Genomic DNA, 23442 nt, shown 5'->3' with positions numbered 1-23442 from the left:
GCCGGGGTACGGCACCCCGCCGCCCGCGTCCCCCTACGGGCAGCCGCAGCCCGGGCAGCAGCCCTACGGCCAGCCGTACGCGCCCGCCCCGGGCCAGGTCGACATCGGCAACGGCTTCTCGTGGTCGTTCTCGAAGTTCGGCCAGAACTGGGTGACGTTCCTGGTCGGCACGCTGCTGTGGTTCATCGGCATCGGCATCGTGACGTCGATCGTGTCGGGCATCTTCGGCGGCTTCGGCTCGCTGCTCGCACGTGACGGCAGCTCGATGGGCGCCGGCGTCGCGCTGGCCTCGGCCGGGATCGGCGGCGCCGTCGTGACGGCCGTCTCGATCCTGCTCGGGTCGCTCTTCACCGCGGCCGTGATCGGCACGGCGCTCAAGGTCACCAGCGGTCGTCCCGTGTCGCTCGCCGACATGTTCGACTTCTCGAAGGTGTCCCAGGTGTTCGTGCTCGGCCTGCTGCTCGCGGTCGCCAACGGCGTCCTGTACTTCGTGCCGGTCCTCGGGCAGCTCGCGCAGCTCGCGATCACGTTCTTCGTCTTCTTCGCGTACCACCTGATCATCGACCGCGACCTCGGTGCGATCGACGCGATCCGTGAGTCCGTGCAGCTGCAGACCCGCAACGTCGGCTCGTCGGTGCTCGTGGTCCTCGTCGCGATCGCGATCGTCGTGGTGGGCCTCATCGCCTGCTTCGTCGGCGTCCTGGTCGCCGGGCCCGTCGCCGCGCTGTTCTCGGCGTACGCGTACCGCCGCCTCACGAACGGCCAGATCGCGGCCTGACGTCCTCGACGTCGGCGATCGCCACGAGGCCCGCCCGGGGATCCCCGGGCGGGCCTCGTCGCGTCACGCGGTGACGAAGTCGATGAGCTCCTCGACGCGTCCCAGCAGGCTCGGCTCCAGGTCGGCGTACGAGCGCACCGAGCGCAGGATGCGCTGCCAGGCTCGCGCGACGTCCGCCTGCTCGTCGGCCGGCCAGCCGAGCTCGCGCAGGATCCCGCGCTTCCACTCGGTGCCGCGCTCGATCGTCGGCCACGACGTCAGGCCCAGCCGCTCCGGCCGGACCGCCTGCCAGACGTCGACGTACGGGTGGCCGAGCACCAGGACGGTCCCGGCGGGTGTCCCGCGGACGGCCTCGGCCGCGATCCGGCTCTCCTTGGACCCGGGCACGAGGTGGTCGACGAGGACGCCGACCCGGCGGTCGGCGGTAGGACGGAAGTCGCGCAGCGCCTCGGCGAGGTGGTCCACGCCGTCGAGCAGCTCGACCACGACGCCCTCGACGCGCAGGTCGTCGCCCCACACCTTCTCGACGAGCTCGGCGTCGTGCTTGCCTTCGACCCAGATGCGCGAGCCGCGAGCGACGCGCGCCGGTGCGTCGGGGACGGCGACCGAACCGGACGCCGTGCGCGTCGGCCGGGCGGGGGCGCGCGACGTCACGGGCGCGGTGAGGACCACCGGCTCGCCGTCGACCCAGAACCCGGGTCCGAGGCGGAACGTGCGCGTGCGGCCGCGGCGGTCCTCGAGGACCACGACGTGCTGCCCGCCGGACTTCTCGACGCGGACGACCGCGCCGACCCAGCCGGTCTCGACGTCCTCGACGACCAGGCCGCGCTCGGCGGGCTGGTCGCGCGACGTGCGCGCGGGCCGGTGGTGGGTCGTGCGGTTGCTGGAGCGGTCGCCCGACAGCACGTCGGAGCCGTAGCGGTCGTCGGTCACGCGGGTGACTCTAGGAGGTCGGCGCCGCGACGTGACGAGCGACGCGCGACGCCGCCGTGGTCCCCGGGGGACGACCGCGTAGAATTGGCACTCGGCCCCGGCGAGTGCTACGCCGGGGGCGGGCAGAAGGGGACCAGGGCCACCCGTGCCCGACGTGACGGACGTGACGGAGGAGGCGAGATGAGCGAGGACCGTCGGCTGGACGTGCTGCGCGCGATCGTCGAGGACTACGTCTCGACGCGCGAGCCCGTGGGCTCCCGCGCGCTCACCGAGCGGCACGCGCTCGGCGTCTCGCCCGCCACGATCCGCAACGACATGGCCGCGCTCGAGGACGCGGGGCTCATCGTGCAGCCCCACACGTCGGCCGGGCGCGTGCCCACCGACCTCGGGTACCGCGTCTTCGTCGACCAGCTGGCCGGCGTCAAGCCGCTGTCGGCGGCCGAGAAGCGCGCGATCGGCCTGCTGCTCGAGGAGGCCGTCGACCTCGACGACGTCATCGACCGCGCGGTGCGGCTGCTCGCACAGCTGACCCACCAGGTCGCCGTCGTGCAGTACCCGTCGCTGCGACGCTCGGCGCTGCGGCACGTCGAGCTCGTCCCCGTCGGCACCCGCCACCTGCTCGTCGTCATCATCACGACCACCGGGCGCGTCGAGCAGCGCACGCTCGAGCTCGGCGAGGACCTCGACGAGTCGGTCGTCGCGCGGCTGCGCGTGCGGCTCAACGTCGCCGCCGCCGGCATGCGCCTGGCCGAGCTGGACGGTGCGCTGCGGGACCTCGCGGCCGAGTTCACGCCCGCGGGCGGCGACCTCGTGCGCGCGGTCGTCGCGGTCGTCTCCGAGACGCTCGCGCAGGAGAGCGAGGAGCGCGTGGTCGTCGCGGGCGCCTCGCACCTCGCCCGCAGCGCCGGCGCCGACTTCCCGCACACCATCGGCCCGGTCCTCGAGGCGCTCGAGGAGCAGGTCGTGCTCCTTCGGCTGCTCTCGGAGATGGCCGAGGACGCCTCGGGCGTCGCGGTGCGCATCGGCCGCGAGACGCAGCACGAGGGACTCGCCGACACCAGCATCGTCACCAGCGGGTACGGCGGCGAGGGCTCCTCGGTCGCCGTGCTCGGGTCGGTCGGCCCGCTGCGCATGGACTACCCCCAGACGATGGCGGCGGTGCGTGCCGTCGCCCGGTACCTGACACGGATCCTCGCGGGCTGACGGCGCGCCGCGCCCGCGCCGTCCGGCGCACCGCGCAGGCCCGTCCACGCCCCGCACGAGCAGGAAGCGAGCACCACGCCACGTGAGCGACTACTACGAGATCCTCGGCGTCCCGCGCGACGCGACGCCCGAGCAGGTCAAGAAGGCGTACCGCAAGCTCGCGCGCGAGCTGCACCCCGACGTCGCGGGTTCGGACGCGGCCACGGAGGAGCGGTTCAAGGACGTGTCGCGCGCGTACGACGTGCTCGGCAACCCCGACAAGCGCCGCGCGTACGACATGGGCGCCGACCCGTCGTCGCCCGGCGGCGGCATGGGCGGCGGCTTCGGCTTCCAGGACATCTTCGAGACGTTCTTCGGTGCCGCCGGCGGCGGTGCGCCCCGCGGTCCGGCGCCGCGCGCCCGCCGCGGCCAGGACGCGCTCGTGCGCCTCGACCTCGACCTCGCGGAGGCCGCCTTCGGCGTGCACCGCGAGATCCAGGTCGACACCGCCGTGCAGTGCCCCACGTGCGGCGGCACGTGCTGCCGGCCCGGCACCTCGCCCCGCACGTGCGACGTGTGCGGCGGGCGCGGCTCGGTGCAGCGCGTCGCGCAGTCGTTCCTCGGCCGCGTCATGACGACCCAGCCGTGCGCCGCGTGCCACGGGTTCGGCACCGTCATCCCCGAGCCGTGCACCGAGTGCGCGGGCGAGGGTCGCGTGCGCTCGCGCCGCACGCTGTCCGTCGACGTGCCGGCCGGTGTCGACACGGGCACCCGGATCAAGCTCACCGGGCAGGGCGAGGTCGGTCCGGCCGGCGGCCCTGCCGGCGACGTGTACCTCGAGGTGCGCGAGCGCAAGCACGAGACGTTCGTCCGCAAGGGTGACGACCTGCACGCCACGCTCCAGGTGCCGATGACCGCCGCGGCGCTCGGCACGGTCGTGACGATGGACACCCTCGACGGCGAGCGCGAGGTGGACCTGCGCCCGGGCACGCAGCCCGGCCAGGTGGTCACGCTCAAGGGCCTGGGGGTCGGGCACCTGCACGTCGGCGGCCGCGGCGACCTGCACGTGCACGTCGAGGTCCAGGTGCCGACGCCCGCGGACGACGAGCAGGCCGAGCTCCTGCGTCGGCTCGCGGCGCTGCGCGGCGAGGAGCGTCCCGAGGCGCGGCTCGCGGCCGCCCACCCGGGGGTGTTCTCGAAGCTGCGCGACAAGCTCTCGGGCCGGTGAGCGCACCCGTCTTCCTCGTCGACGCCGGACGGCTCGACGACGTCGTCGTGGGCGGGGAGTTCCTGCTCGACGGCACCGAGGGCCGGCACGCGGGCGTCGTCCAGCGGCGCGGGCCGGGGGAGCGCGTCGACGTCGTCGACGGCGCGGGCGTCCGCCTCGTCGGGCGCGTGCGTGCCGCGGGACCCGAGGGCGTGCGGGTCGACGTCGAGGACGTCGTGCGCGAGCCCGCACCCGTGCCGCGGCTCGTGCTCGTGCAGGCGCTCGCCAAGGGCGACCGCGACGAGATGGCGATCGAGGCGGCGACCGAGGTCGGGGTCGACGTCGTCGTGCCGTGGCAGGCCGAGCGGTCCGTCGTGATCTGGCGTGGCGAGCGTGCGCAGAAGAGCCGGGCGCGGTGGATCGGCACCGTGCGAGCCGCGACCAAGCAGTCGCGCCGTGCGTGCATGCCGCTGGTCGAGCAGGCGCTCGACGGCAAGGGGCTCGTCGCGCACGTCGCCGCGGTCGTCGCCGCCGGGGGAGTCGCGCTCGTGCTGCACGAGAGCGCGACGCGCCCGCTGCACGAGGCCGCGCTGCCGGACGGCGGCGACGTGCTCGTCGTCGTCGGCCCCGAGGGCGGGATCAGCGACCGCGAGCTGGAGTCGCTCACCGACGCGGGCGCGCTGACGTGCCGGCTCGGACCGCACGTGCTGCGCACGTCGACGGCGGGGCCCGTCGCGCTCGCGATGCTCGCCGACCGGCTCGGCCGCTGGGGCTGACGCCCGCCCCGGTGCGGTACGCACCGCCGGATCGCGCTCTCGTCGTGAGGTGCGCGCTGGATCGCGCTCTCGCGGTGAGGGGGCGATCCAGCCCTGCCCGTGCGTCGTCCGGTCAGCGGGAGTCGCTGCCCTCGTGCTCGACCGCCGCGCGGCCCGCCTCGAGCCGCGCGACCGGTACGCGGAACGGCGAGCAGGACACGTAGTCGAGGCCGACGGCGTCGAAGAACCGGATGGACTCGGGGTCGCCCCCGTGCTCGCCGCACACCCCCAGCGTCAGGTCGGGACGCGTCGCGCGGCCCAGCCGGACCGCGGTCTCGACGAGCTGCCCGACGCCCTTGACGTCGATCGTCTCGAACGGCGACACCGACAGCACGCCGTTCGCGGTGTACTGCGCGAAGAACGCGCCCTCGACGTCGTCGCGGCTGAAGCCCCACGTCGTCTGCGTGAGGTCGTTGGTGCCGAACGAGAAGAACTGCGCCTGGGTCGCGAGGCGGTCGGCGGTGAGCGCCGCACGCGGCAGCTCGATCATGCAGCCGACCGGCAGGTCCACCGGCACGCCGTGCTCGGCGGCGACCTCCCCCATGATCGTCAGGGCGCGCTCGCGGACCAGCCGCAGCTCCTGCACCGAGCCCACGAGCGGCACCATGATCTCGGCGTGCGGGTCGCCGCCGTCGGCCAGCCGCGCCGCGACCGCCTCGCACACGGCGCGGATCTGCAGGTCGAACAGCCCGGGCACCACGAGCCCGAGCCGCACGCCGCGCAGCCCGAGCATCGGGTTCGCCTCGTGCATCCGCCGCACCGCGGCCAGCAGGGTCACGTCCCCGTCGTCGACCTCGCCGCGCTCGGCCGCGAGCGCGACCTTGACGGACAGCTCGGTGAGGTCGGGCAGGAACTCGTGCAGCGGCGGGTCGATGAGCCGGATCGTCGTCGGCAGGCCGTCCATCGCCGCGAGCAGGTCGGTGAAGTCGGCCCGCTGCAGCGGCAGCAGCGCGTCGAGCGCCGCCTGCTGCTCGGTGCCGTCCGTCGCGAGCACGACCCGCTCGACGAGCACCCGCCGCTCGCCGAGGAACATGTGCTCGGTGCGGCACAGGCCGATGCCCTGTGCACCGAGGCTGCGTGCCCGCGCGGCGTCCTGCGCCGTGTCGGCGTTGGCGTGCACGTGCAGGCGTCGCGTCGCGTCGGCGTGCCGCAGGATCCGGTCGACCGCGCGCACCAGGTCGGCGGTCTCCTCGTCCGGCGCCTCGGCGAGAGCGGCGTCGAGGCCGTCCTCGAGGTAGCGCTGCACGGGGGAGGCGACCACGGGCACGGCACCGAGGAAGACCTCGCCGCTCGTGCCGTCGATCGCGAGCACGTCGCCCTCCCGGACCGTGCGACCGCGCGCCGTCAGCGAGCGCGCGGCCGGGTCGATCACGAGCTCCTCGGCCCCGACGACGCACGTGCGACCCATGCCGCGGGCGACGACCGCGGCGTGCGACGTCTTGCCGCCGCGGGCGGTGAGGACGCCGACCGCGGCGATCATGCCGCCGAGGTCGTCGGGGTTCGTCTCGCGTCGCACCAGCACGACGTCCTTGCCCTCCGCGGCCCACTCCTGCGCCGTCGCGGGGTCGAACACGGCCACGCCCACGGCGGCGCCCGGCGACGCGGGCATCGCGCGCGTGAGCAGGACGCGCTCGTCGTCGTCGGCACCCGCCGCGAACTGCGGGAACTGCAGCTGCGCGAGCTGGGCGCCCGACACGCGCGAGAGCGCCTCGTCCATCGTGATGAGGTGCTCGTCGACCAGCTGGCACGCGATCCGGAACGCCGCGGGCGCGGTGCGCTTGCCGACGCGGGTCTGCAGCATCCACAGCTTGCCGCGCTCGATCGTGAACTCGATGTCGCACAGGTCGCGGTAGTGCGTCTCGAGGCGGCGCATCGCCTGGCGCAGCTCGGCGTACGCCGCGGGGTCGACCCGCTCGAGGTCGGCGAGCGACAGCGTGTTGCGGATGCCGGCGACCACGTCCTCGCCCTGCGCGTTGACGAGGTAGTCGCCGTAGTCGCCCGTGCGCCCCGTGGCGGGGTCGCGCGTGAACGCGACGCCCGTGCCCGACGTCGGCCCGAGGTTGCCGAACACCATCGTGCACACGTTGACGGCCGTGCCGAGGTCGTCGGGGATGCGCTCCTTGCGGCGGTACAGCCGCGCGCGCTCGGTGCCCCACGAGTCCAGGACCGCGACGATCGCCATGTCGAGCTGCTCGCGCGGGTGCTGCGGGAACTCGCGCCCCGACTCGTCGCGCACGATCTGCTTGTACGTGCCGACCAGCGCGCGCAGGTCGTCCGCGTCCAGGTCGACGTCGGCGGTGACGCCGCGGCCGGCCTTCGCCTTGTCCAGCGCGTCGGCGAACAGGTCCGCCTCGATGCCCAGGACCGTGCGCCCGAACATCTGGATCAGCCGGCGGTAGGAGTCCCACGCGAACCGCTCGTCGCCCGACAGCTCGGCCAGCCCCTGCACGGACGCGTCGTTGAGGCCGACGTTGAGGACCGTCTCCATCATCCCGGGCATCGAGAACTTCGCGCCCGAGCGCACCGAGACCAGCAGCGGGTCGTGGAAGTCCCCGAGCCGGCGCCCGAGCTCGTCCTCGAGGTGCCGGACCGCCATCGTCACCTCGACGCGCAGCTCCGCCGGCACGTCGCCGCTGCGCAGGTACGCGCGGCACGCCTCGGTCGTGATCGTGAAGCCGGGCGGGACCGGCAGGCCGAGCCGCGTCATCTCGGCGAGGTTCGCCCCCTTGCCGCCGAGCAGGTCCTTCTGGTCCTTGTCGCCCTCGCTGAAGTCCTTCACGTAGCGGGCCACGGTGCCTCCTGGGTCGCACCCGTCAGGCTCCGTTGCCCGACGGCCTGCTGCCAGTGTTCTCCCGCACCGGCCCGCGCACCCGGGGACGAAGGGCCCATCGCGCAGAATCTCGCGGGCCCCGCGCCGGGCCGCGCCGTACGATGGGGGGAGCCCGCAGCAGCCGGGCACCTACCAGCACCGACCAGCCACCGACCAGCGCCGACCCGTGCCGACGAGCACCCACGGGCGCTGACGAGCAGCGACGACAGAAGGAGCGCACGGCAGCCGCCGAGCACATGGCCGAGCCCATCGACACCCCCAGCGTCCCCGGACCGCCGCACGCGCGCGTCGAGCACCGCATCACCGTCCCGCCGGGCGTGTCGATGGTCGAGCTGCTCGGCCTGCGCGACGAGGTGCTGCGCAGCGTCGAGGACGGTTTCCCCACGGTCGACGTGCACGTGCGCGGCAACGAGGTCACGCTCGCCGGCCCCGCCGGTGACGTCGCGCTCGTGACGCGCCTGGTCGACGAGCTCGTCGAGATGGCCGCGGCCGGCACCCCGCTGAGCCCCGAGGTCGTGCAGCGGTCCGTGACGATGCTCACGGCCGACTCCGGCGCACGCCCCGCCGACGTCCTGACCTTCAACATCCTGTCGACGCGCGGGCGCACGATCCGCGCCAAGACCGCGGGGCAGAAGGACTACGTCGACGCGATCGAGCGCAACACCGTGACGTTCGGCATCGGCCCGGCGGGCACGGGCAAGACGTACCTCGCGATGGCCAAGGCCGTGCAGGCGCTGCAGGCGCGCAGGGTCAACCGCATCGTGCTGACGCGCCCCGCGGTCGAGGCCGGCGAGCGGCTCGGGTTCCTGCCCGGGTCGCTGTCGGAGAAGATCGACCCGTACCTGCGGCCGCTGTACGACGCGCTGCACGACATGGTCGACCCCGAGTCGATCCCGCGGCTCATGGAGGCCGGCACGATCGAGGTCGCGCCGCTGGCCTACATGCGCGGGCGCACGCTCAACGACGCGTTCATCATCCTCGACGAGGCGCAGAACACGTCGGTCGAGCAGATGAAGATGTTCCTCACGCGCCTGGGCTTCGGGTCCAAGGTCGTCGTGACGGGGGACGTCACGCAGGTCGACCTGCCGAGCGCGACCACGTCGGGGCTGCGGGTCGTCGAGAAGGTCCTCGCGGGGGTCGAGGACGTCGAGTTCTGCCGGCTGACGTCGAAGGACGTCGTCCGGCACCGGTTGGTGGGAGAGATCATCGACGCGTACGCGAGGTGGGACGGGGCATGAGCGTCGAGGTGAGCAACGAGTCGGGCGTCGAGGTCGACGAGGCGGAGTTCGCCGCGCTCGGCCGGTACGTCATGGACGCGATGCACGTGCACCCGCAGGCCGACCTGTTCGTGCGGCTGGTCGACACGGCCACGATGACGGACCTGCACGTGCGCTGGATGGACGAGCCCGGGCCGACCGACGTGCTGTCGTTCCCCATGGACGAGCTGCGACCCGGTCGCGAGGGCGACCCCGCGGGGCCCGGCGTGCTGGGCGACGTCGTGCTGTGCCCCGAGGTGGCGGCGACCCAGGCCCGCGCGGCCGGGCACTCGACCGCCGAGGAGATGCTGCTGCTCACGACGCACGGCATCCTGCACCTGCTGGGGTACGACCACGTCGAGCCCGACGAGGAGAAGGAGATGTTCGCGCTGCAGCGGCAGCTGCTGCTGACGTTCCTGGCCGGTCGATGAACGGCGTGCCCGTCGTCGGGCTCGTCGCCGTCGCGGTCGTGGGCATCGTCCTGGCGGCCGCGCTGTCCGCCGGCGAGGTCGCGGTCCTGCGCGTCACGCGCTCGCGCGTCGCCGAGCTCGAGGCGGAGCGCCCCGGGGCGGCCGCGCGCGTGCGGCGTCTCGTCGACGACCCGACGCGCGTCGCGCAGGCCGCGTCGTTCGTGCGGCTGCTGGGCGAGATGACCGCGACCGTGTGCCTCACGCTCGCGATCAGCGCGGGCTCGTTGTCCTGGTGGGCGACCGCGCTGCTCGCGATCGCCGCGTGCGCCGTCGTCGCGTTCCTGCTGGTGCGCGTCAGCCCCCGCAGCATGGGCCGTCGCCACCCCGTGGGCGTGCTGGCGACGCTGTCGGGGCTGCTCCTCGTGGTGACCGCCGTCGCCGGCGGGGTGGGTCGCCGCGCCGACACGACCGTGACCACGGCCGGCGTGGACGACACCGAGCTGCGCGACATGGTCGACCGCGCGAGCGAGTCCGACGCGATCGAGGACGACGAGCGCGACATGTTCCGCTCGGTCCTGGAGCTGGGCGACACGCTCACGCGCGAGGTGATGGTGCCGCGCACCGACATGATCACGGCGCACGCCGACACGCCCCTGCACAAGGTCCTCGCGCTGCTGCTGCGCTCGGGCTTCTCGCGCGTCCCGGTGGTGGGGGACTCGGTCGACGACATGCTCGGGGTGCTGTACCTCAAGGACGTCGTGCGGCGCATCCCGGCCCGCGACGCGGCGCCCGGCGACGACCCGCTCGACGCGCCCGCGTCGTCGCTCGTGCGCCCGCCCGTCTACGTCCCGGAGTCCAAGCCGGTCGACGAGCTGCTGCGCGAGCTGCGCGACGGGTCCAGCCACATCGCGCTCGTCGTCGACGAGTACGGCGGCATCGCGGGCCTGGTGACGATCGAGGACGCGCTCGAGGAGATCGTCGGCGAGCTGACCGACGAGCACGACACGAGCGCACCCGGTGTCGAGGAGCTCGCGGACGGCGGTTACCGTGTCCCGGCGCGGCTGGGGCGCGACGAGCTGGGTGACCTGTTCGGCATCGAGGTGGAGGACGAGGACGTGGACACGGCAGCGGGACTGCTCGCCAAGGCGCTGGGCAAGGTGCCGCTCCCGGGGTCGGTGGGCGAGATCCACGGGCTCCGGCTCGAGGCGGAGCGCGTCGAGGGACGCCGCAAGCGGCTCGCGACGGTGCTCGTGCACCGCGCCGCGAGCGACGACGACCAGGTCGGGACGCCCGGACGTGGTGTGCCCGCGTCCGAGGCACGCGGGGAGGCAGCACGATGACGCACCGGTCCGGCTTCGCGTGCTTCGTCGGCCGCCCCAACGCGGGCAAGTCGACGCTCACCAACGCGCTCGTGGGGCAGAAGATCGCCATCACCTCGGGCCGCCCGCAGACCACCCGGCACGTCGTGCGCGGCATCGTGCACCGCGAGGACGCCCAGCTCGTGCTCGTCGACACCCCCGGGCTGCACCGGCCGCGCACGCTCCTGGGCGAGCGGCTCAACGCGTTGGTGCGCGACACCCTGACCGAGGTCGACGTCGTGGGTTTCTGCCTGCCCGCCGACGAGAAGATCGGCCCCGGTGACCGGTTCATCGCCGAGCAGCTCGCGCGGCTCTCGCCCGAGGGCCGCGCCGGTGTCCCGGTCGTCGCCGTCGTCACCAAGGCCGACAAGGTGCCGCGGGAGCGGCTCGCCGAGCAGCTGATCGCGGTCGACCAGCTCGGCGCGTGGGCGGACGTCGTGCCCGTCTCGGCGCAGGACGGCTACCAGGTGGACGTCGTCGCCGACGTGCTCGTCGGGCACCTGCCCGAGGGGCCGGCGCTGTACCCCGAGGGCGAGCTGACCGACGAGCCCGAGCAGGTCATGGTCGCCGAGCTCGTCCGCGAGGCGGCGCTCGAGGGCGTGCGCGACGAGCTGCCGCACTCGCTCGCCGTGGTCGTCGAGGAGATCGTGCCGCGCGACCAGCCCCCCGGCGCCGACGGGCGCCAGCTCCTCGACGTCCGGGTCAACCTGTACGTCGAGCGCGACAGCCAGAAGGCCATCGTCATCGGCCGCGCCGGTGCCCGCCTGCGTGACGTCGGCACGCGTGCCCGCACGCAGATCGAGGCCCTGCTCGGCGCACGCGTGTTCCTGGACCTGCACGTCAAGGTCGCCAAGGACTGGCAGCGCGACCCCAAGCAGCTCGGCAGGCTGGGCTTCTGAGGTGACGTGGTCCCCGAGGTGACCGGGCTCCCGCAGGACGGGGCCCCCGAGCCGACCGCCCCCACGTCCACGTGGCGTCGCGTGGTGCGCCGGCGCGACCCCGGCGCGCCCGCGGGGCGTCCCGAGAACCTCTACCGGGTCGTCGCGGGCGTCGCGCTGGGCGTGGTGCTGCTCGCCGTGGTCGGTGCCGTCCTCGGTCCCCGCTGGACGCCCGAGCCGCTCGAGCGGGTCGTCGAGGTCGAGACCGCGCGCACCGCGATCGGGGGCGCGCCCTCGCTGCGCACGTACGACGTGCGCGAGGTCGTCGTGACCGTGCCGCTGGACGGCACGAGCGTGCAGGCGCGGATCAGCGTGCCGGTCGGTGCGACGGGCCCGCTGCCCGGTGTCGTGTTCGTGCACGGTGCCGGCACCGGGAAGTTCGCGCAGGCGTTCACGGCGCAGGCGCGAGCGCTCGCCGAGCACGGCGTGGTCGCGATGGTCCCCGACAAGCGGCTCGACACGTACACCACGCGGCACCGCGACTACGTCGCGATGGCCCAGGACTACCTGCGCTCGGTCGACCTGCTGCGGGACCGGCCCGAGGTCGACCCCGCGCGCGTCAGCGTCTACGCCGAGAGCGAGGGTGGCTGGATCGCCCCCGTGATGGCCGTCGACGACCCGTCGATCGAGGCGGTCGTGCTCGTGTCGTCGCCCGTCGTGCCGCCGCGCCAGCAGGCCGCGTTCGCCGTCGACGCGTACCTGCGCAACACGGGCGTCCCCGACGCCGTGTTCCGCGCGATCCCGCGCGCGGTGGGCATGACCATGCCCGGCGGCGGGTTCGAGTACGCCGACTTCGAGGTCCGGCCGTGGCAGCAGCGGATGACGCAGCCCGTGCTCGTCGTCTACGGCACGGGTGACGCGTCGATGCCGATCGTGCAGGGTGCGCTGCAGGTGCGCGACGACGTCGCGCACGCCGGGAACGAGGACGTCACGGTGCGCTACTACCAGGACGCCGACCACGGCATCCGGGTGGGTGGCCAGGTCGTGCCCGCGTTCCTCGACGACCTGTCGGGGTGGGTCCTCGGGCTGCCCGGCACGCGGGACGCCGAGCCGCACGTGGCCGGCGCCCAGCCCTTCCAGCCGTACGTCGCCGGCCCGGTCCCGCAGCCGCGCTGGCTGCGCGACGGCGACGTCATGCTCGGTCTCGTCATCGGGGCGCCGGCGCTCATGCTGCTGGCCGGTGCCGCCGTGGGCGCGAGCCGGGTCGTGCAGCGCACCACGCGCCGCGGCGGTCGACGCGACGCCGTCGAGGACCGCCCGCGGCGGTTCGGTCGGGGCGTCGCCGCGCGGCTGACGGTGCTCGCCGCGGCCACCGTCGCGACGGTGCTCGCGCTCATCTGGTACCTCGTCGCGATCGCGCGGCTCGCGATGGACTACGAGCGCAACGCGTGGGTCGTGCAGGGCGGCTGGGTCGCGGTCCGGCTGCTGGGCGTCGTGGCCGTGCTCGCGGCGGTGCTGCTGGCACGGCGCGTGCACGACGTGCACCACGCCGGTGCCGCGGTGGCGCCGGGGGTCGTGCGCGGCTTCGCGACGTGGGGAGTGCTCACGGGATCGGCGGTGCTGCTGGTGGTGCTCGCGTACTGGGGCGTCTTCCAGCTGGGCATCTGAGGGTGAACTGGACGGACGCACGTGAACCGCACCGCTCAGGTGAGGCACCATGTGCGCCGATGACTTCGGCAGGCGAGGACGGGGTGGTGCAGTGCGCACGTCGTGGGGTTCGGCGACGGACCGGGGACGCGTCCGCGAGGTGAACGAGGACGCGCTGCTGGCGTACCCGCCGGTGTTCCTCGTCGCCGACGGCATGGGCGGGCACGACGCCGGTGACCTCGCGAGCCGCATCGCGGTCGAGGAGTTCGCGCAGCTGGCCGGTCAGCAGTCCGCGACGTCGGACGACGTCCACGCGTGCTTCGACCGGACGTCGACGCGCATCCGCACGGAGTTCACGGGCGGGCGTCGGGGCGGCACGACGGTGGCCGGCGCCGCCGTGACGCAGCACGACGGGGGCTGGTACTGGCTGGTCTTCAACGTCGGGGACTCGCGGGTCTACCGCTGGGCGGACGGTGCGCTGGAGCAGGTCAGCGTCGACCACTCGGTGGTGCAGGAGCTCCTCGACGCCGGGGAGATCACACCGGACGGTGCGCGCCGCCACCCCGAGCGCCACGTCCTGACGCGTGCGCTCGGCACGGGCGAGGCGCCCGAGCCCGACTACTGGCTGCTGCCCGCCGGGGTCAGCGACCGGTTGCTCATCTGCACCGACGGACTGACGCGCGAGCTCGGGGACGACGACATCGCGCGGGTCGTCGCCGCGGTCAGCGACCCCCAGGACGCCGCGGCACAGCTCGTGCAGCACGCTCTCGAACGCGGCGGGCGCGACAACGTGAGCGCCGTCGTCGTGGACGTCGCGACCGCCGCGACCCCGGTCGAGCAGGCGCACGTGACGTCCCCGCGGTCAGCGCCGGACCTCGGTCCGCACCTGTGGGACGAGATGCTCAACGGTGCGACCGTCCCGCGCTCGCCCGCGGCCACCGCGCCGGCGCCCACGACCACGGCGACCACGCCCGACCACGCCCAGGAGGACCCCGCATGACCGAGCGCGCCCACCACGAGTACCAGGACGGGCGGTGGGACGCCGTCGTCGGCGACGCGTTCCTCGCACTCGTCGAGCCGGGTGCGCCCGCGCACGTGATCGACGGCCTGTGGCGCGTCGCGCGCGGTGACGGGGACGTGCTCGGTGCGCTGGGCGTGGTCGCGTCCGACGGGTTCGCGTCGCTGCCGCGGTTCGCGGTCGTGCGCACGGACGCCGACGGCGCCGTGCACGCCGTCCTGCGCGGCCCGGTCCGGCTGCGCCTGCACGGCGCCGACGACGTGCAGGAGGTCACGGCCGGCGACGGTGCCGTCTGGACCGAGCACCGGGCGCTCGGCGTGCGCGGGCTGGTGCTCGTGACCGACGACGTCGACGACGTGGGCGCGTCCTGGCGGCCGCTGGTCGGGGGCGTCGTGCGCGCGGGCGGGCTGCGCACGGGCGCCACCGTCGGCGCGGCCCCGGCACCCGCGACGCCGCAGACGCACGAGCAGCCGGTCGTGACCGCGGCGGCGCCGCCGTCGGCGGCGGCGGAGCAGGAGGCGGTCCCGGAGCCCGAGGCCGTCGCGGTCGCCGAGCCTGTCGCGGTCGTGGAGCCTGTCGCGGTCGAGGAGCCCGTCGTGCGGCCCGAGCCGGTCGCGGCGTCGTCGCCGTGGCCGGTCGCGGAGCCCGAGGCCGTGCCGGCGGCAGCCCCGGTCGTCGAGCCCGCGCCGGTGGAGGCCGTCGCCGTCCCGGAGCCGCGCGTCACGACCGACCCGGTGGCGCCGCCGTCCGGGACCCAGGCCACCGCCGAGACGCCCCCCGCGGCACCCGAGCCGGCGCCCGTCGACGAGGACCCGTGGTGGCAGCTGGGCGCGGTCTCGCGGCACGAGCCCGAGCCCGAGCCCGAGCCTGTCGCCGCCGTGCCCGCCCCCGCCCCGGACGGTGGTCGCCCGACGCCCGGTGTCACGGCGGCGGTCGCCGCGGCCGTCGCGCCGGCCGAGACGACCGCGCCCGAGGACGGCGGGGCCGACGACCACGACGGCATGACGATCCTGTCGAGCGACCTGGCGCGGCTGCGCGACCGGCTGCCGACCTGGAGCCAGGACGCTGTGCCCGGTCCCTTCCCCGCACCCGAGCCCGCGCCGCTGCCCGCCCGTCTCGTGCTCTCCACGGGGCTCGTCGTCGCGCTCGACCGCGCCGTGCTGCTCGGCCGCGCGCCGCAGGTCGCGCGCGTCACGAACCGCGAGCTGCCGCGCCTGGTCACGGTCCCGAGCCCCAACCAGGACATCTCGCGCACCCACGCCGAGGTCCGCACGGAGGGTGAGCACGTCGTGGTCACCGACCTCGACTCGACCAACGGCGTGCACGTCTCGCGCCCGGGCGAGGGCGTGCGTCGCCTGCACCCGGGGGAGCCGAGCGTCGTGGGCACCGACGAGGTCGTCGACCTCGGCGACGGCGTGACGTTCACCGTGGAGCGCACCGCGTGACAGCTCGTCGTGAGGCGTCCGCGCCGCCGGACCTGCCGGGCTACGAGCACGTGCGCGTGCTCGGGCTCGGCGGCTTCGCGGACGTCTTCCTGTACCGCCAGCACCTGCCGCGACGCGACGTCGCGGTCAAGGTGCTGCTCGCGGGCAGCCTCGACGACGACGTGCGCGAGCGGTTCCAGACCGAGGCCAACCTCATGGCCCAGCTGTCGCACCACCCGTCGATCGTCACGATCCACCACGCGGCGATCGCGGCCGACGGTCGGCCGTACCTCGTCATGGAGTACTGCTCGCGGCCGGGCCTGGCCGAGCGGTACCGCGCCGAGCGGATGTCGGTCGCCGAGGTGCTGCGCATCGGCGTGCGGCTCGCGTCCGCCGTCGAGACCGCGCACCGCGCGGGGATCCTGCACCGCGACATCAAGCCGGCCAACGTCCTGACCACCGACTTCGGGTGGCCCGCGCTGACCGACTTCGGCATCGCGGCCACCACCGGCCCGGGCGTGCAGGCCACCGGCATGTCGATCCCGTGGTCGCCGCCCGAGCTGCTGGCCGAGCACCCGCACGGCGACGAGCGGTCCGACGTCTACTCGCTCGGCGCGACCGTCTACTCGCTGCTGGCCGGCCGGTCGCCCTTCGAGCTGCCCGGCGGCAACAACAGCGCGCAGCAGCTCGTCGCGCGCATCGAGCGCTCGCCGCTGCCCGCGGTCGGGCGCGAGGACGTGCCGCCGCAGCTCCAGGCGCTGCTCGAGCGCGCGATGTCGAAGCACCCCTCGCGCCGGTTCCCGTCGGCCGTCGCGGTCGCGCGCGCGCTGCAGGAGGTCGAGGCGGCGCTGCGCCTGCCCGTCACGCCCCTCGACCTGCCCGACGCGCCGGCGGCGCCCGCGGCGGGTCCCGCGGCGGACCCCGGCGCCGTCGACGAGGACGCGACCCGCCTGCGCGGCATCTCGCTGCCCGCGCCGCCCGTCGTCGCGACGGCGGAGGACGAGGCCGCGACCCGGGCCCGCTCGGTGGTCGTGGGGCGTCCGACGCTCGTCGCACCGCCGTCGACCCCCGCGCCGGCCCCGACGGGTGTCCCGGTCGACCCGCCGCCGCGGCGGCGTTCGCGCGTCGCCGCCGTCGTGGCCGCCGTCGTCGTCGTGGTCGCGGGGGCCGCGATCGCGTACGCGACGCTCGGCGACCGGGGCGGCACCTCGGTCGGGCCCTCCGAGACCCTCGCGCCGCCCGACACCCAGCCCGTGGCCGCACCCGTCCCGGCACCGCACTCGCTGGCCGGGACCCGCGCCGCGGACGGTTCCGTCACGTTCACGTGGCAGAATCCCGACCCGCAGGACGGGGACAGGTACCTGTGGGGGGTGCTGACGGTGACGGGCGAGCCGACGCTCGAGCTGGTCGACGACGCGACCGTCACCGTCCCCGCGGAGCAGGCGACGGGTGAGGTGTGCATCGAGGTGTCGACAGTGCGAGCGGACCGCGCACGTTCGGCGCGTCCTGCGCAGGGGTGCGTGCAGTGAGCCGGGTGCGTGCCGTGAGCCGGGTGCGTGCGACCGACCGCGTGCGTGCGGCGGGCCGGGGGAGTGCGCGGTGAGCTGGTGGCACCCCGGCTCGTGGCGGCGCCGACCCGTCTCCACGGTCGCCGCCGTCGTGACCGTTCCCGCGATCGTCCTCACGCTCGCTCTGGTCGACCGCGGCTTCCCGCTCGCGCGCGTCGACCTCAACGACGGAGGCGTGTGGCTCACGGCCACGAGCCAGCTCAGCCTCGGCCGCTACAACGTCCCGGTCGAGGAGCTCGACGGCGGCCTCGTCACCGAGAGCGGCGACTTCGACGTGCTGCAGGACGAGGGTGCGGTGCTGCTGGTCGAGCCGACCACCGTGTCGGTCGTGGACCCCGCGTCGGTCGCGACCACGACCCGCGTGGCCACCGGCGGCGCGGACGTCTCGATGGCGGCCGGGCGTGCCGCGTTCGTCGACGACGCCGGTGACGTCTGGGTGCGCGACCTCGCCTCGCTCGACGGACTGGACCTCACGGCCGACGCGCCGGACCTCCAGCTCGGCGAGGGCGGCGCGGCCGTCGTGGCGCGCAGCGGCGCGGTCCTGGCCGTCGCGCCCGAGGACGGCACCGTGACGCGCGTCCCCGCGACCTCGCCCGTGGCGCCGGAGGAGGCGGGCACGCTCGGGGCGCTCGAGGTCGACGCCGTCACGGCCGTCGGCGACGAGCTCGTCGTGCTGTCCGGCTCGACCGTGCGGACCACGCGCGGCGAGGTCACGGTCGACGACGAGGACCTCGTGCTGCAGCAGCCCGGGCCGGCGGCGAGCACGGTGCTGCTGTCGAGCCGCGACGCGCTGTGGGAGGTCCCCCTCGACGGCGGGACGCCGCGCCGGCACGAGACGACCGGGTCCGGGACCCCCGCCGCGCCGGTGCGCGTGGGTGAGTGCGCGCAGGGCGCGTGGGCGTCCTCTCTCGGGTCGTCGCTGATCCTGTGCCAGGGCCGCGACGCGCAGGTCGAGGACCTCGAGGGCATGACCTCGGGCGACCGCCTCGCGTTCCGGGTGAACCGCGGGCTCGTCGTGCTCAACGACACCGTCGCCGGCCGCGTGTGGCTGCCCCAGCAGGACACGCAGGTGCGCGTGCCGAACTGGCAGGACATCGTGCCCGAGGACGAGCCGCAGGACTCCGAGGAGGAGTCCGAGTCCGGCGAGGTCACCCAGGAGCCCGTCACCGAGTGCAGCGACCAGAGCGCGCCGCCCGTGGCCGTCGACGACGAGTTCGGCGTGCGGGCCGGGCGCTCGCGCATCCTGCCCGTGATCGACAACGACTCGTCGTCCGACTGCGGGATCCTCGTGATCTCGCAGGTCGGTGCGCTGCCCGCCGAGTTCGGCACGGTCGAGGCCGTGCGCGGCGGTCGTGCGCTGCAGGTGCGGGTCCTGGAGGGCGCGACCGGATCGGCCGAGTTCGAGTACGTCGTCAACGACGGTCGCGGCGTCAACGCGCCCGCGGCCGCGACCGTCCGGCTCACGGTCAGCCAGGGCGACCAGGCGCCCGTGCAGGTCCGCACGTCCTCGCTGACGGTCGAGACCGGCGGTCGGGTCGAGCACGGCGTCCTCGCGGACTTCGAGGACGCCGACGGCGACGACCTGCTGCTGGTCGGGGCGACCGCCGACGTCACGGTCGGCTCGGTGCGGTTCCGGCAGGACGGCGTGCTCACGTACACCGCCGACGGCGGCGGGCTCGGGCGCACGACCATCCAGGTGCAGGTGTCGGACGGCACGAACGTGGTCGACGGCGAGGTCGTGGTCGACGTGCGCGCGGCCGGGTCGGTGCCGCCCCAGATCGACCCCGTGCACGCCGTGACCTACGTCGGCCAGGAGGTCGTCGTGCGCCCGCTGGACGCCGTGCGCTCGGCGTCCTCGGAGCCCGCGCGTCTCGCGTCGGTGTCCGACACCGTCGGGGCGACCATCACGCCCGACCTGTCCGGTGGCACGTTCGGGTTCCGGGCGGCCCGCGCGGGCGTGTACTACGTGCCGTTCGTGGTGACCGCCGCGCCGCAGCAGGCGACGGGGATCGCCCGCATCGACGTGCGCGAGTGGCCCGAGCAGGCGCAGCCGCCGATCGCGGTCCGTGACATCGCGCTGCTCCCCGCGGGCGGCAGCGTCACGATCGACCCGCTCGCGAACGACGAGGACCCGGCGGACAACGTGCTGGTGCTGCAGTCGGTGAGCACGCCCGAGGACTCGGGTCTGCAGGTCGCGGTGCTCGATCGGCGGTACGTGCAGATCCGCGCCGAGCGCACGCCCGACGGTCCCGTGCTGCTGGGCTACGAGGTCTCGAACGGCACGGCGTCGGCACGCGGCGAGATCGTCGTGCAGCCCATCCCGCCGTCGGCGTCGTCGCAGCCGCCGTTCGTCCCCAACGTCGAGGCGACCGTCCGCGCCGGCGGCGTCGTCACGATCCCCGTGCTCGAGGGCGCGTCCGACCCCGACGGTGACGCGCTCACGGTGCTGCGCGAGCTGCCCGAGCCGCTCGCCGAGGGCGACGGCCTGCTGTTCGTCTCGGGCGACGTGCTGCGCTACCAGGCGCCCGACCGTGCGCTCACGGCGCGCGCGACGTTCGCCGTCGCCGACACCGCGGGCAACGTCACGGCCGCGACCGTCACGGTGCGCGTCCACGAGTCGGACCCCGCGACCAAGTCGCCGCCGCGCCCGCGCGACCTGGTCGCCCGGGTGTTCGAGGGTGACACCGTGCGCATCCCGGTGCCCCTCGTGGGGATCGACGACGACGGCGACGGCGTCACGCTGCTCGGCCCCGCAGCGGTGCCGTCGCTCGGCCGCGTGGTCGAGGTCGGTGCGGACTGGATCGAGTACGAGGCCCTGCCCGGCTCGCGCGGCACCGACACGTTCACCTACGCGGTCGAGGACTGGGTCGGTCAGCGGGCGGTCGCCACGGTCCGCGTCGGCATCGCCCCGCGCCCGACCACCGGGTCGGGGGTCGTCGCGGTCGACGACGCCGTGACGCTGCGCCCCGGTCAGCGCGTCGAGGTGCGGGTGCTGGCCAACGACATCGACTCGACGGGGCGCGAGCTGACGCTCGAGTCGATCGAGGCGCCCGACGGCGTGCAGGCCGAGATCCAGGGCCGGCGCATCGTCGTGACCGCGCCGTCGACGCCCGGCGTGGTGCCGATCGTCTACCTCGTCAGCAACGACGTCGGCGGCAGCGACTACGGCACGCTCACCGTCACGGTCACCGACGACGCGCCCGTCGAGCCTCCCGTGGCGCGTGACGTGGTCGTCCCGGCCATCGACACGCTCGGCAAGACCGAGGTCGCGGTCGACGTGCTCGCGGTCGCGCAGAACCCGTCGGGCCCGCTGTCGGACCTCGAGGTGTCGGTGCCCGCGTCGCACGCCGACGTCGCGCGCATCGCGCCCGACGGCCAGGTCGTGGTGACGCTCGTCGACCACGCGCAGACCGTGCCGTACCGCCTGGTCAACCGCACCGCGCCGGAGGCGGACGCGTACGCGTTCATCACCGTGCCCGCGCTCGGGTTCTTCCCGCCGCAGCTGCGCCCGCGCGCACCCGAGCTGCGCGTCGCGAGCGGCGAGACCCTGACGATCCCGCTCGCCGAGCACGTGCAGGTCGCGCCGGGCCGCGAGCCGAGCATCGCCGACCCGACGCAGGTCTCCGCGACGCGCTCCAACGGGGCCGAGCTCGTGCAGGACGTCCGCACGCTCGTGTTCACGTCCGCCGAGGGCTACGCCGGGCCCGCCTCGATCTCGGTGCCCGTGACCGACGCGACCGGTGCGTCCGACACCACGGCCCGCACGACGCTGCTCACGCTGCAGATCACGGTGTACGCGGTCGACGACCACCCGCCGACCTTCCAGCCGGAGACCCTCGAGGTCGCGCCCGGCGAGGCGCCGACGCGCATCGACCTGCGCAACCTGACCACGGGCCCCGAGCAGAGCGCGGGGTCGACGGCCGACCGTTACGGGTACCGGCTCGTGTCCGGGGTGCCCGCGGGGTTCTCGGCGACGCTCGAGGGCACCGAGCTGCGCGTGTCGGCCGACGCCACGACGCCCAAGGGCACGACGGGCCGGCTCGACATGCAGCTGACGTACGGGCGCAGCGGCGTCATGGACGTCGGCGTGGACCTCAAGGTCATCGCGAGCTCGCGCCTGCGCGCGACCGTCCGCGACTTCGTCCTCGACGACGCCGTGCAGGGCAAGGAGTCGACGGTCCAGGTGCTCGAGGGGTCGAGCAACCCTTTCCCCGAGCGCGGCCCGCTCACGGTGGTCGGCGCGCTCGTGGAGACCGCCGGCGCCGGAACGGCGAGCGCGTCGTCCAGCAGCGTGTCCGTGCGGCCGAACGCCGACTTCATCGGCAACATGACGGTCCGCTACCGCGTGCGCGACGTGACCGGCGACCCCTCGCGCGAGGTCGAGGGCCGCATCTCGGTCCGTGTCAGCGGCGTGCCCGACGCGCCCGTCCCGCCCCGCATCGGCGAGGTCCGCGACCGCACGGTCGTGCTGTCGTGGACCGCGCCCGACAACCGTGGCGAGCAGATCACCGAGTACCGCGTGACCGCGCAGCCGGGATCGGTCGTCAAGACGTGCGCGAGCACCACCTGCACGATCGACGGTCTCACCAACGACGTCGAGTACACCTTCACCGTCGCGGCCAAGAACCGGGTCGGCTGGTCCGAGGAGTCGCCGCGGTCCGCACCGGCCCGCCCGGACGCGGTCCCGGAGACGCCCGGCACGCCGACCCTCGACTACGGCGACCGGTCCGTCCTGGCGAGCTGGGACGCGCCGGTGTCGAACGGCTCGCCCGTCACGAGCTACACCGTCGAGATCAGCCCGGCGCCCGCGTCGGGGCCCGCGTCCCGCACGACGTCGTCGACCCAGCAGCGGTTCGAGGGCCTCGTCAACGGCACCGCGTACACGGTCCGTGTCCGGGCGCACAACAAGGCTCCCGAGCCGAGCGGCTGGAGCCTGTGGTCGGGCGCCCAGATCCCTGCGGCGGCGCCCGGCGCACCGCAGGGCCTGACCGCGTCGCGCGTCGACACGCCGCTCGGCGGGCAGATCACGGTCACGTGGGGCGACACGGCCGCCAACGGCGACGCGATCAAGGGCTACGAGCTCGTCGTCCGCGGCAGCAACGGCGACACCTTCGGGCCCGGCGCCGACGCGCGCTCCTTCGCATTCCAGCAGGCACGTAATGGCGAGACCTACACGTTCGAGCTGCGCGCGATCAACAAGGTGGGTCCCGGGGCGGTCGCGACCACGACGGCGTCGACGTACGGGCTGCCGGGTGCCCCGGGTGCCCCGCAGGCCGAGGCGCTGGTCGGCGAGGGCGCCGCGCGCGTGTCGTGGGGTGCGGCCGACGGCAACGGCGCGCGCGTCGAGCGCTACGTGGTCGCGGTGTCCGACGGACGTCGGATCGAGGTCCCGGGAGGGACCTCGGCGCGGGTCGGCGACCTGCGCGGCGGCGAGTCCTACACGTTCACCGTCTCGGCCGTGAACGCCCAGGGCGAGGGCCAGGGCGTGACCAGCGGGGCGGTCGTCGCGTCGCTGCCTCCGGGGACGCCGGGTGTCAACGAGCCCGTCGTGGCCGCGACCGGTCGCTTCGGCAGGCCGACCGTGCTGCGCGCCTCGTGGGGTGCCGTCGACGCCAACGCCCGCGACGCGGCGGTGACGTACGAGTGGCGCGTGCGGAGCCAGAGCGGCGAGGCCGCGGGCGAGGCGACCGGCACGTCGGTCGACGTGGACGTCGAGGGCTGGAACTTCCCCGTCTGGGGTGCGGACGTGACGGTGACGGTCACCGCGCGCACGACCGTCTCGGGGAGCCAGCTGCGCAGCGCACCGGGTTCGCGCACGGTGTCGGTCGGGCGCTGGGGCACGGCGCCGTCGGCACCGGGGCCGGTCTCGCTCGTCGCCGACGGCAAGCAGCTGACCGCGACGTGGAGCGCGCCGGACGCGAACGGCGGCAGCGACTACGAGTACGTCGTGACCTGGAAGGTGCAGGGCCGCCGCGACGACGTGCGACAGCTCGGTGCCGACCGACTGCAGGACGTCTTCGACGTCCCCGGCGACGCGCCCCCGGGGTCCGACGTCGTGGTGACTGTGCAGGCCCGCAACAGCACCGGCACGAGCACCGCGTCGACCGCGACCTGGAAGGTGCCCCAGCCGCCCCAACC

General features: G+C 74.8%; 14 protein-coding genes and 1 pseudogene. 13 read left to right on the top strand and 2 right to left on the bottom strand.

The features are described 5' to 3' along the window. Positions 1–778: pseudogene (locus ATM99_RS19185) on the top strand (hypothetical protein); the annotation flags it as partial. Positions 779–841: 63 nt separating this feature from the next. Here the strand turns inward: ATM99_RS19185 and ATM99_RS03255 are convergent. Continuing rightward, positions 842–1711 carry a DUF3097 domain-containing protein gene (locus tag ATM99_RS03255; protein WP_062101502.1) on the bottom strand — a complete coding sequence of 290 codons (870 nt, stop codon included), beginning with the start codon at positions 1709–1711 and terminating at the stop codon, positions 842–844. 180 nt (positions 1712–1891) lie between these two features. Here ATM99_RS03255 and hrcA point away from each other — a divergent pair, with 180 nt between their 5' ends. From hrcA to ATM99_RS03240, 3 genes are all read left to right on the top strand, one after another. After that, positions 1892–2914, top strand: coding sequence for a heat-inducible transcriptional repressor HrcA (gene hrcA / locus ATM99_RS03250; protein ID WP_062101501.1), 1023 nt, complete (start codon positions 1892–1894; stop codon positions 2912–2914). A gap of 82 nt (positions 2915–2996) precedes the next feature. After that, positions 2997–4121 carry a molecular chaperone DnaJ gene (dnaJ, locus tag ATM99_RS03245; RefSeq protein ID WP_062101500.1) on the top strand — a complete coding sequence of 375 codons (1125 nt, stop codon included), beginning with the start codon at positions 2997–2999 and terminating at the stop codon, positions 4119–4121. Continuing rightward, a complete protein-coding gene (locus tag ATM99_RS03240; RefSeq protein WP_062101499.1) occupies positions 4118–4876 on the top strand; it encodes a 16S rRNA (uracil(1498)-N(3))-methyltransferase in 759 nt (252 codons plus the stop codon). The genes dnaJ and ATM99_RS03240 overlap by 4 nt, the downstream gene beginning before the upstream one ends. A 112-nt stretch (positions 4877–4988) precedes the next feature. Here ATM99_RS03240 and ppdK read toward each other — a convergent pair whose 3' ends face one another. After that, entirely contained in the window at positions 4989–7706 is a 2718-nt protein-coding gene (gene ppdK / locus ATM99_RS03235; protein WP_062101498.1) for a pyruvate, phosphate dikinase, read from the bottom strand. A 275-nt stretch (positions 7707–7981) separates the two neighbouring features. Here ppdK and ATM99_RS03230 point away from each other — a divergent pair, with 275 nt between their 5' ends. The 9 genes from ATM99_RS03230 to ATM99_RS03190 all read left to right on the top strand — a co-directional run. Next, positions 7982–8983: a PhoH family protein gene (locus ATM99_RS03230; RefSeq protein ID WP_062101497.1), complete on the top strand. Its 1002-nt coding sequence runs from the start codon at positions 7982–7984 to the stop codon at positions 8981–8983. Then, on the top strand, positions 8980–9432 hold the full coding sequence (gene ybeY, locus ATM99_RS03225; RefSeq protein ID WP_062101496.1) for an rRNA maturation RNase YbeY: 453 nt from the start codon (positions 8980–8982) through the stop codon (positions 9430–9432). Before ATM99_RS03230 ends, ybeY begins: the two co-directional genes overlap by 4 nt. After that, a complete protein-coding gene (locus ATM99_RS03220; protein WP_062101495.1) occupies positions 9429–10751 on the top strand; it encodes a hemolysin family protein in 1323 nt (440 codons plus the stop codon). The genes ybeY and ATM99_RS03220 overlap by 4 nt, the downstream gene beginning before the upstream one ends. Then, positions 10748–11668 (top strand): GTPase Era, encoded by a 921-nt coding sequence (gene era / locus ATM99_RS03215; RefSeq protein WP_062101494.1) that lies wholly within the window; start codon positions 10748–10750, stop codon positions 11666–11668. Before ATM99_RS03220 ends, era begins: the two co-directional genes overlap by 4 nt. 6 nt (positions 11669–11674) lie before the next feature. Next, positions 11675–13315, top strand: a complete 1641-nt coding sequence (locus tag ATM99_RS03210; RefSeq protein WP_369797978.1) for an alpha/beta hydrolase family protein — start codon at positions 11675–11677, stop codon at positions 13313–13315. A gap of 91 nt (positions 13316–13406) precedes the next feature. Further along, positions 13407–14294 carry a PP2C family serine/threonine-protein phosphatase gene (locus tag ATM99_RS03205; protein WP_062101493.1) on the top strand — a complete coding sequence of 296 codons (888 nt, stop codon included), beginning with the start codon at positions 13407–13409 and terminating at the stop codon, positions 14292–14294. After that, a complete protein-coding gene (locus ATM99_RS03200; RefSeq protein WP_062101492.1) occupies positions 14291–15757 on the top strand; it encodes an FHA domain-containing protein in 1467 nt (488 codons plus the stop codon). Before ATM99_RS03205 ends, ATM99_RS03200 begins: the two co-directional genes overlap by 4 nt. Then, complete coding sequence (locus ATM99_RS03195) at positions 15754–17265, top strand: serine/threonine-protein kinase (protein WP_062101491.1); 1512 nt, start codon at positions 15754–15756, stop codon at positions 17263–17265. Before ATM99_RS03200 ends, ATM99_RS03195 begins: the two co-directional genes overlap by 4 nt. A gap of 70 nt (positions 17266–17335) precedes the next feature. Next, a partial coding sequence (locus ATM99_RS03190; RefSeq protein WP_062101490.1) for a fibronectin type III domain-containing protein occupies positions 17336–23442 on the top strand: 6107 nt, incomplete at its 3' end.

This window comes from Cellulomonas sp. B6, assembly GCF_001462455.1.
Lineage (GTDB): Bacteria > Actinomycetota > Actinomycetes > Actinomycetales > Cellulomonadaceae > Cellulomonas.
The sequence above is the reverse complement of the archived record's forward strand: the minus strand, read 5'-3'. Positions and strand labels throughout refer to the sequence as shown.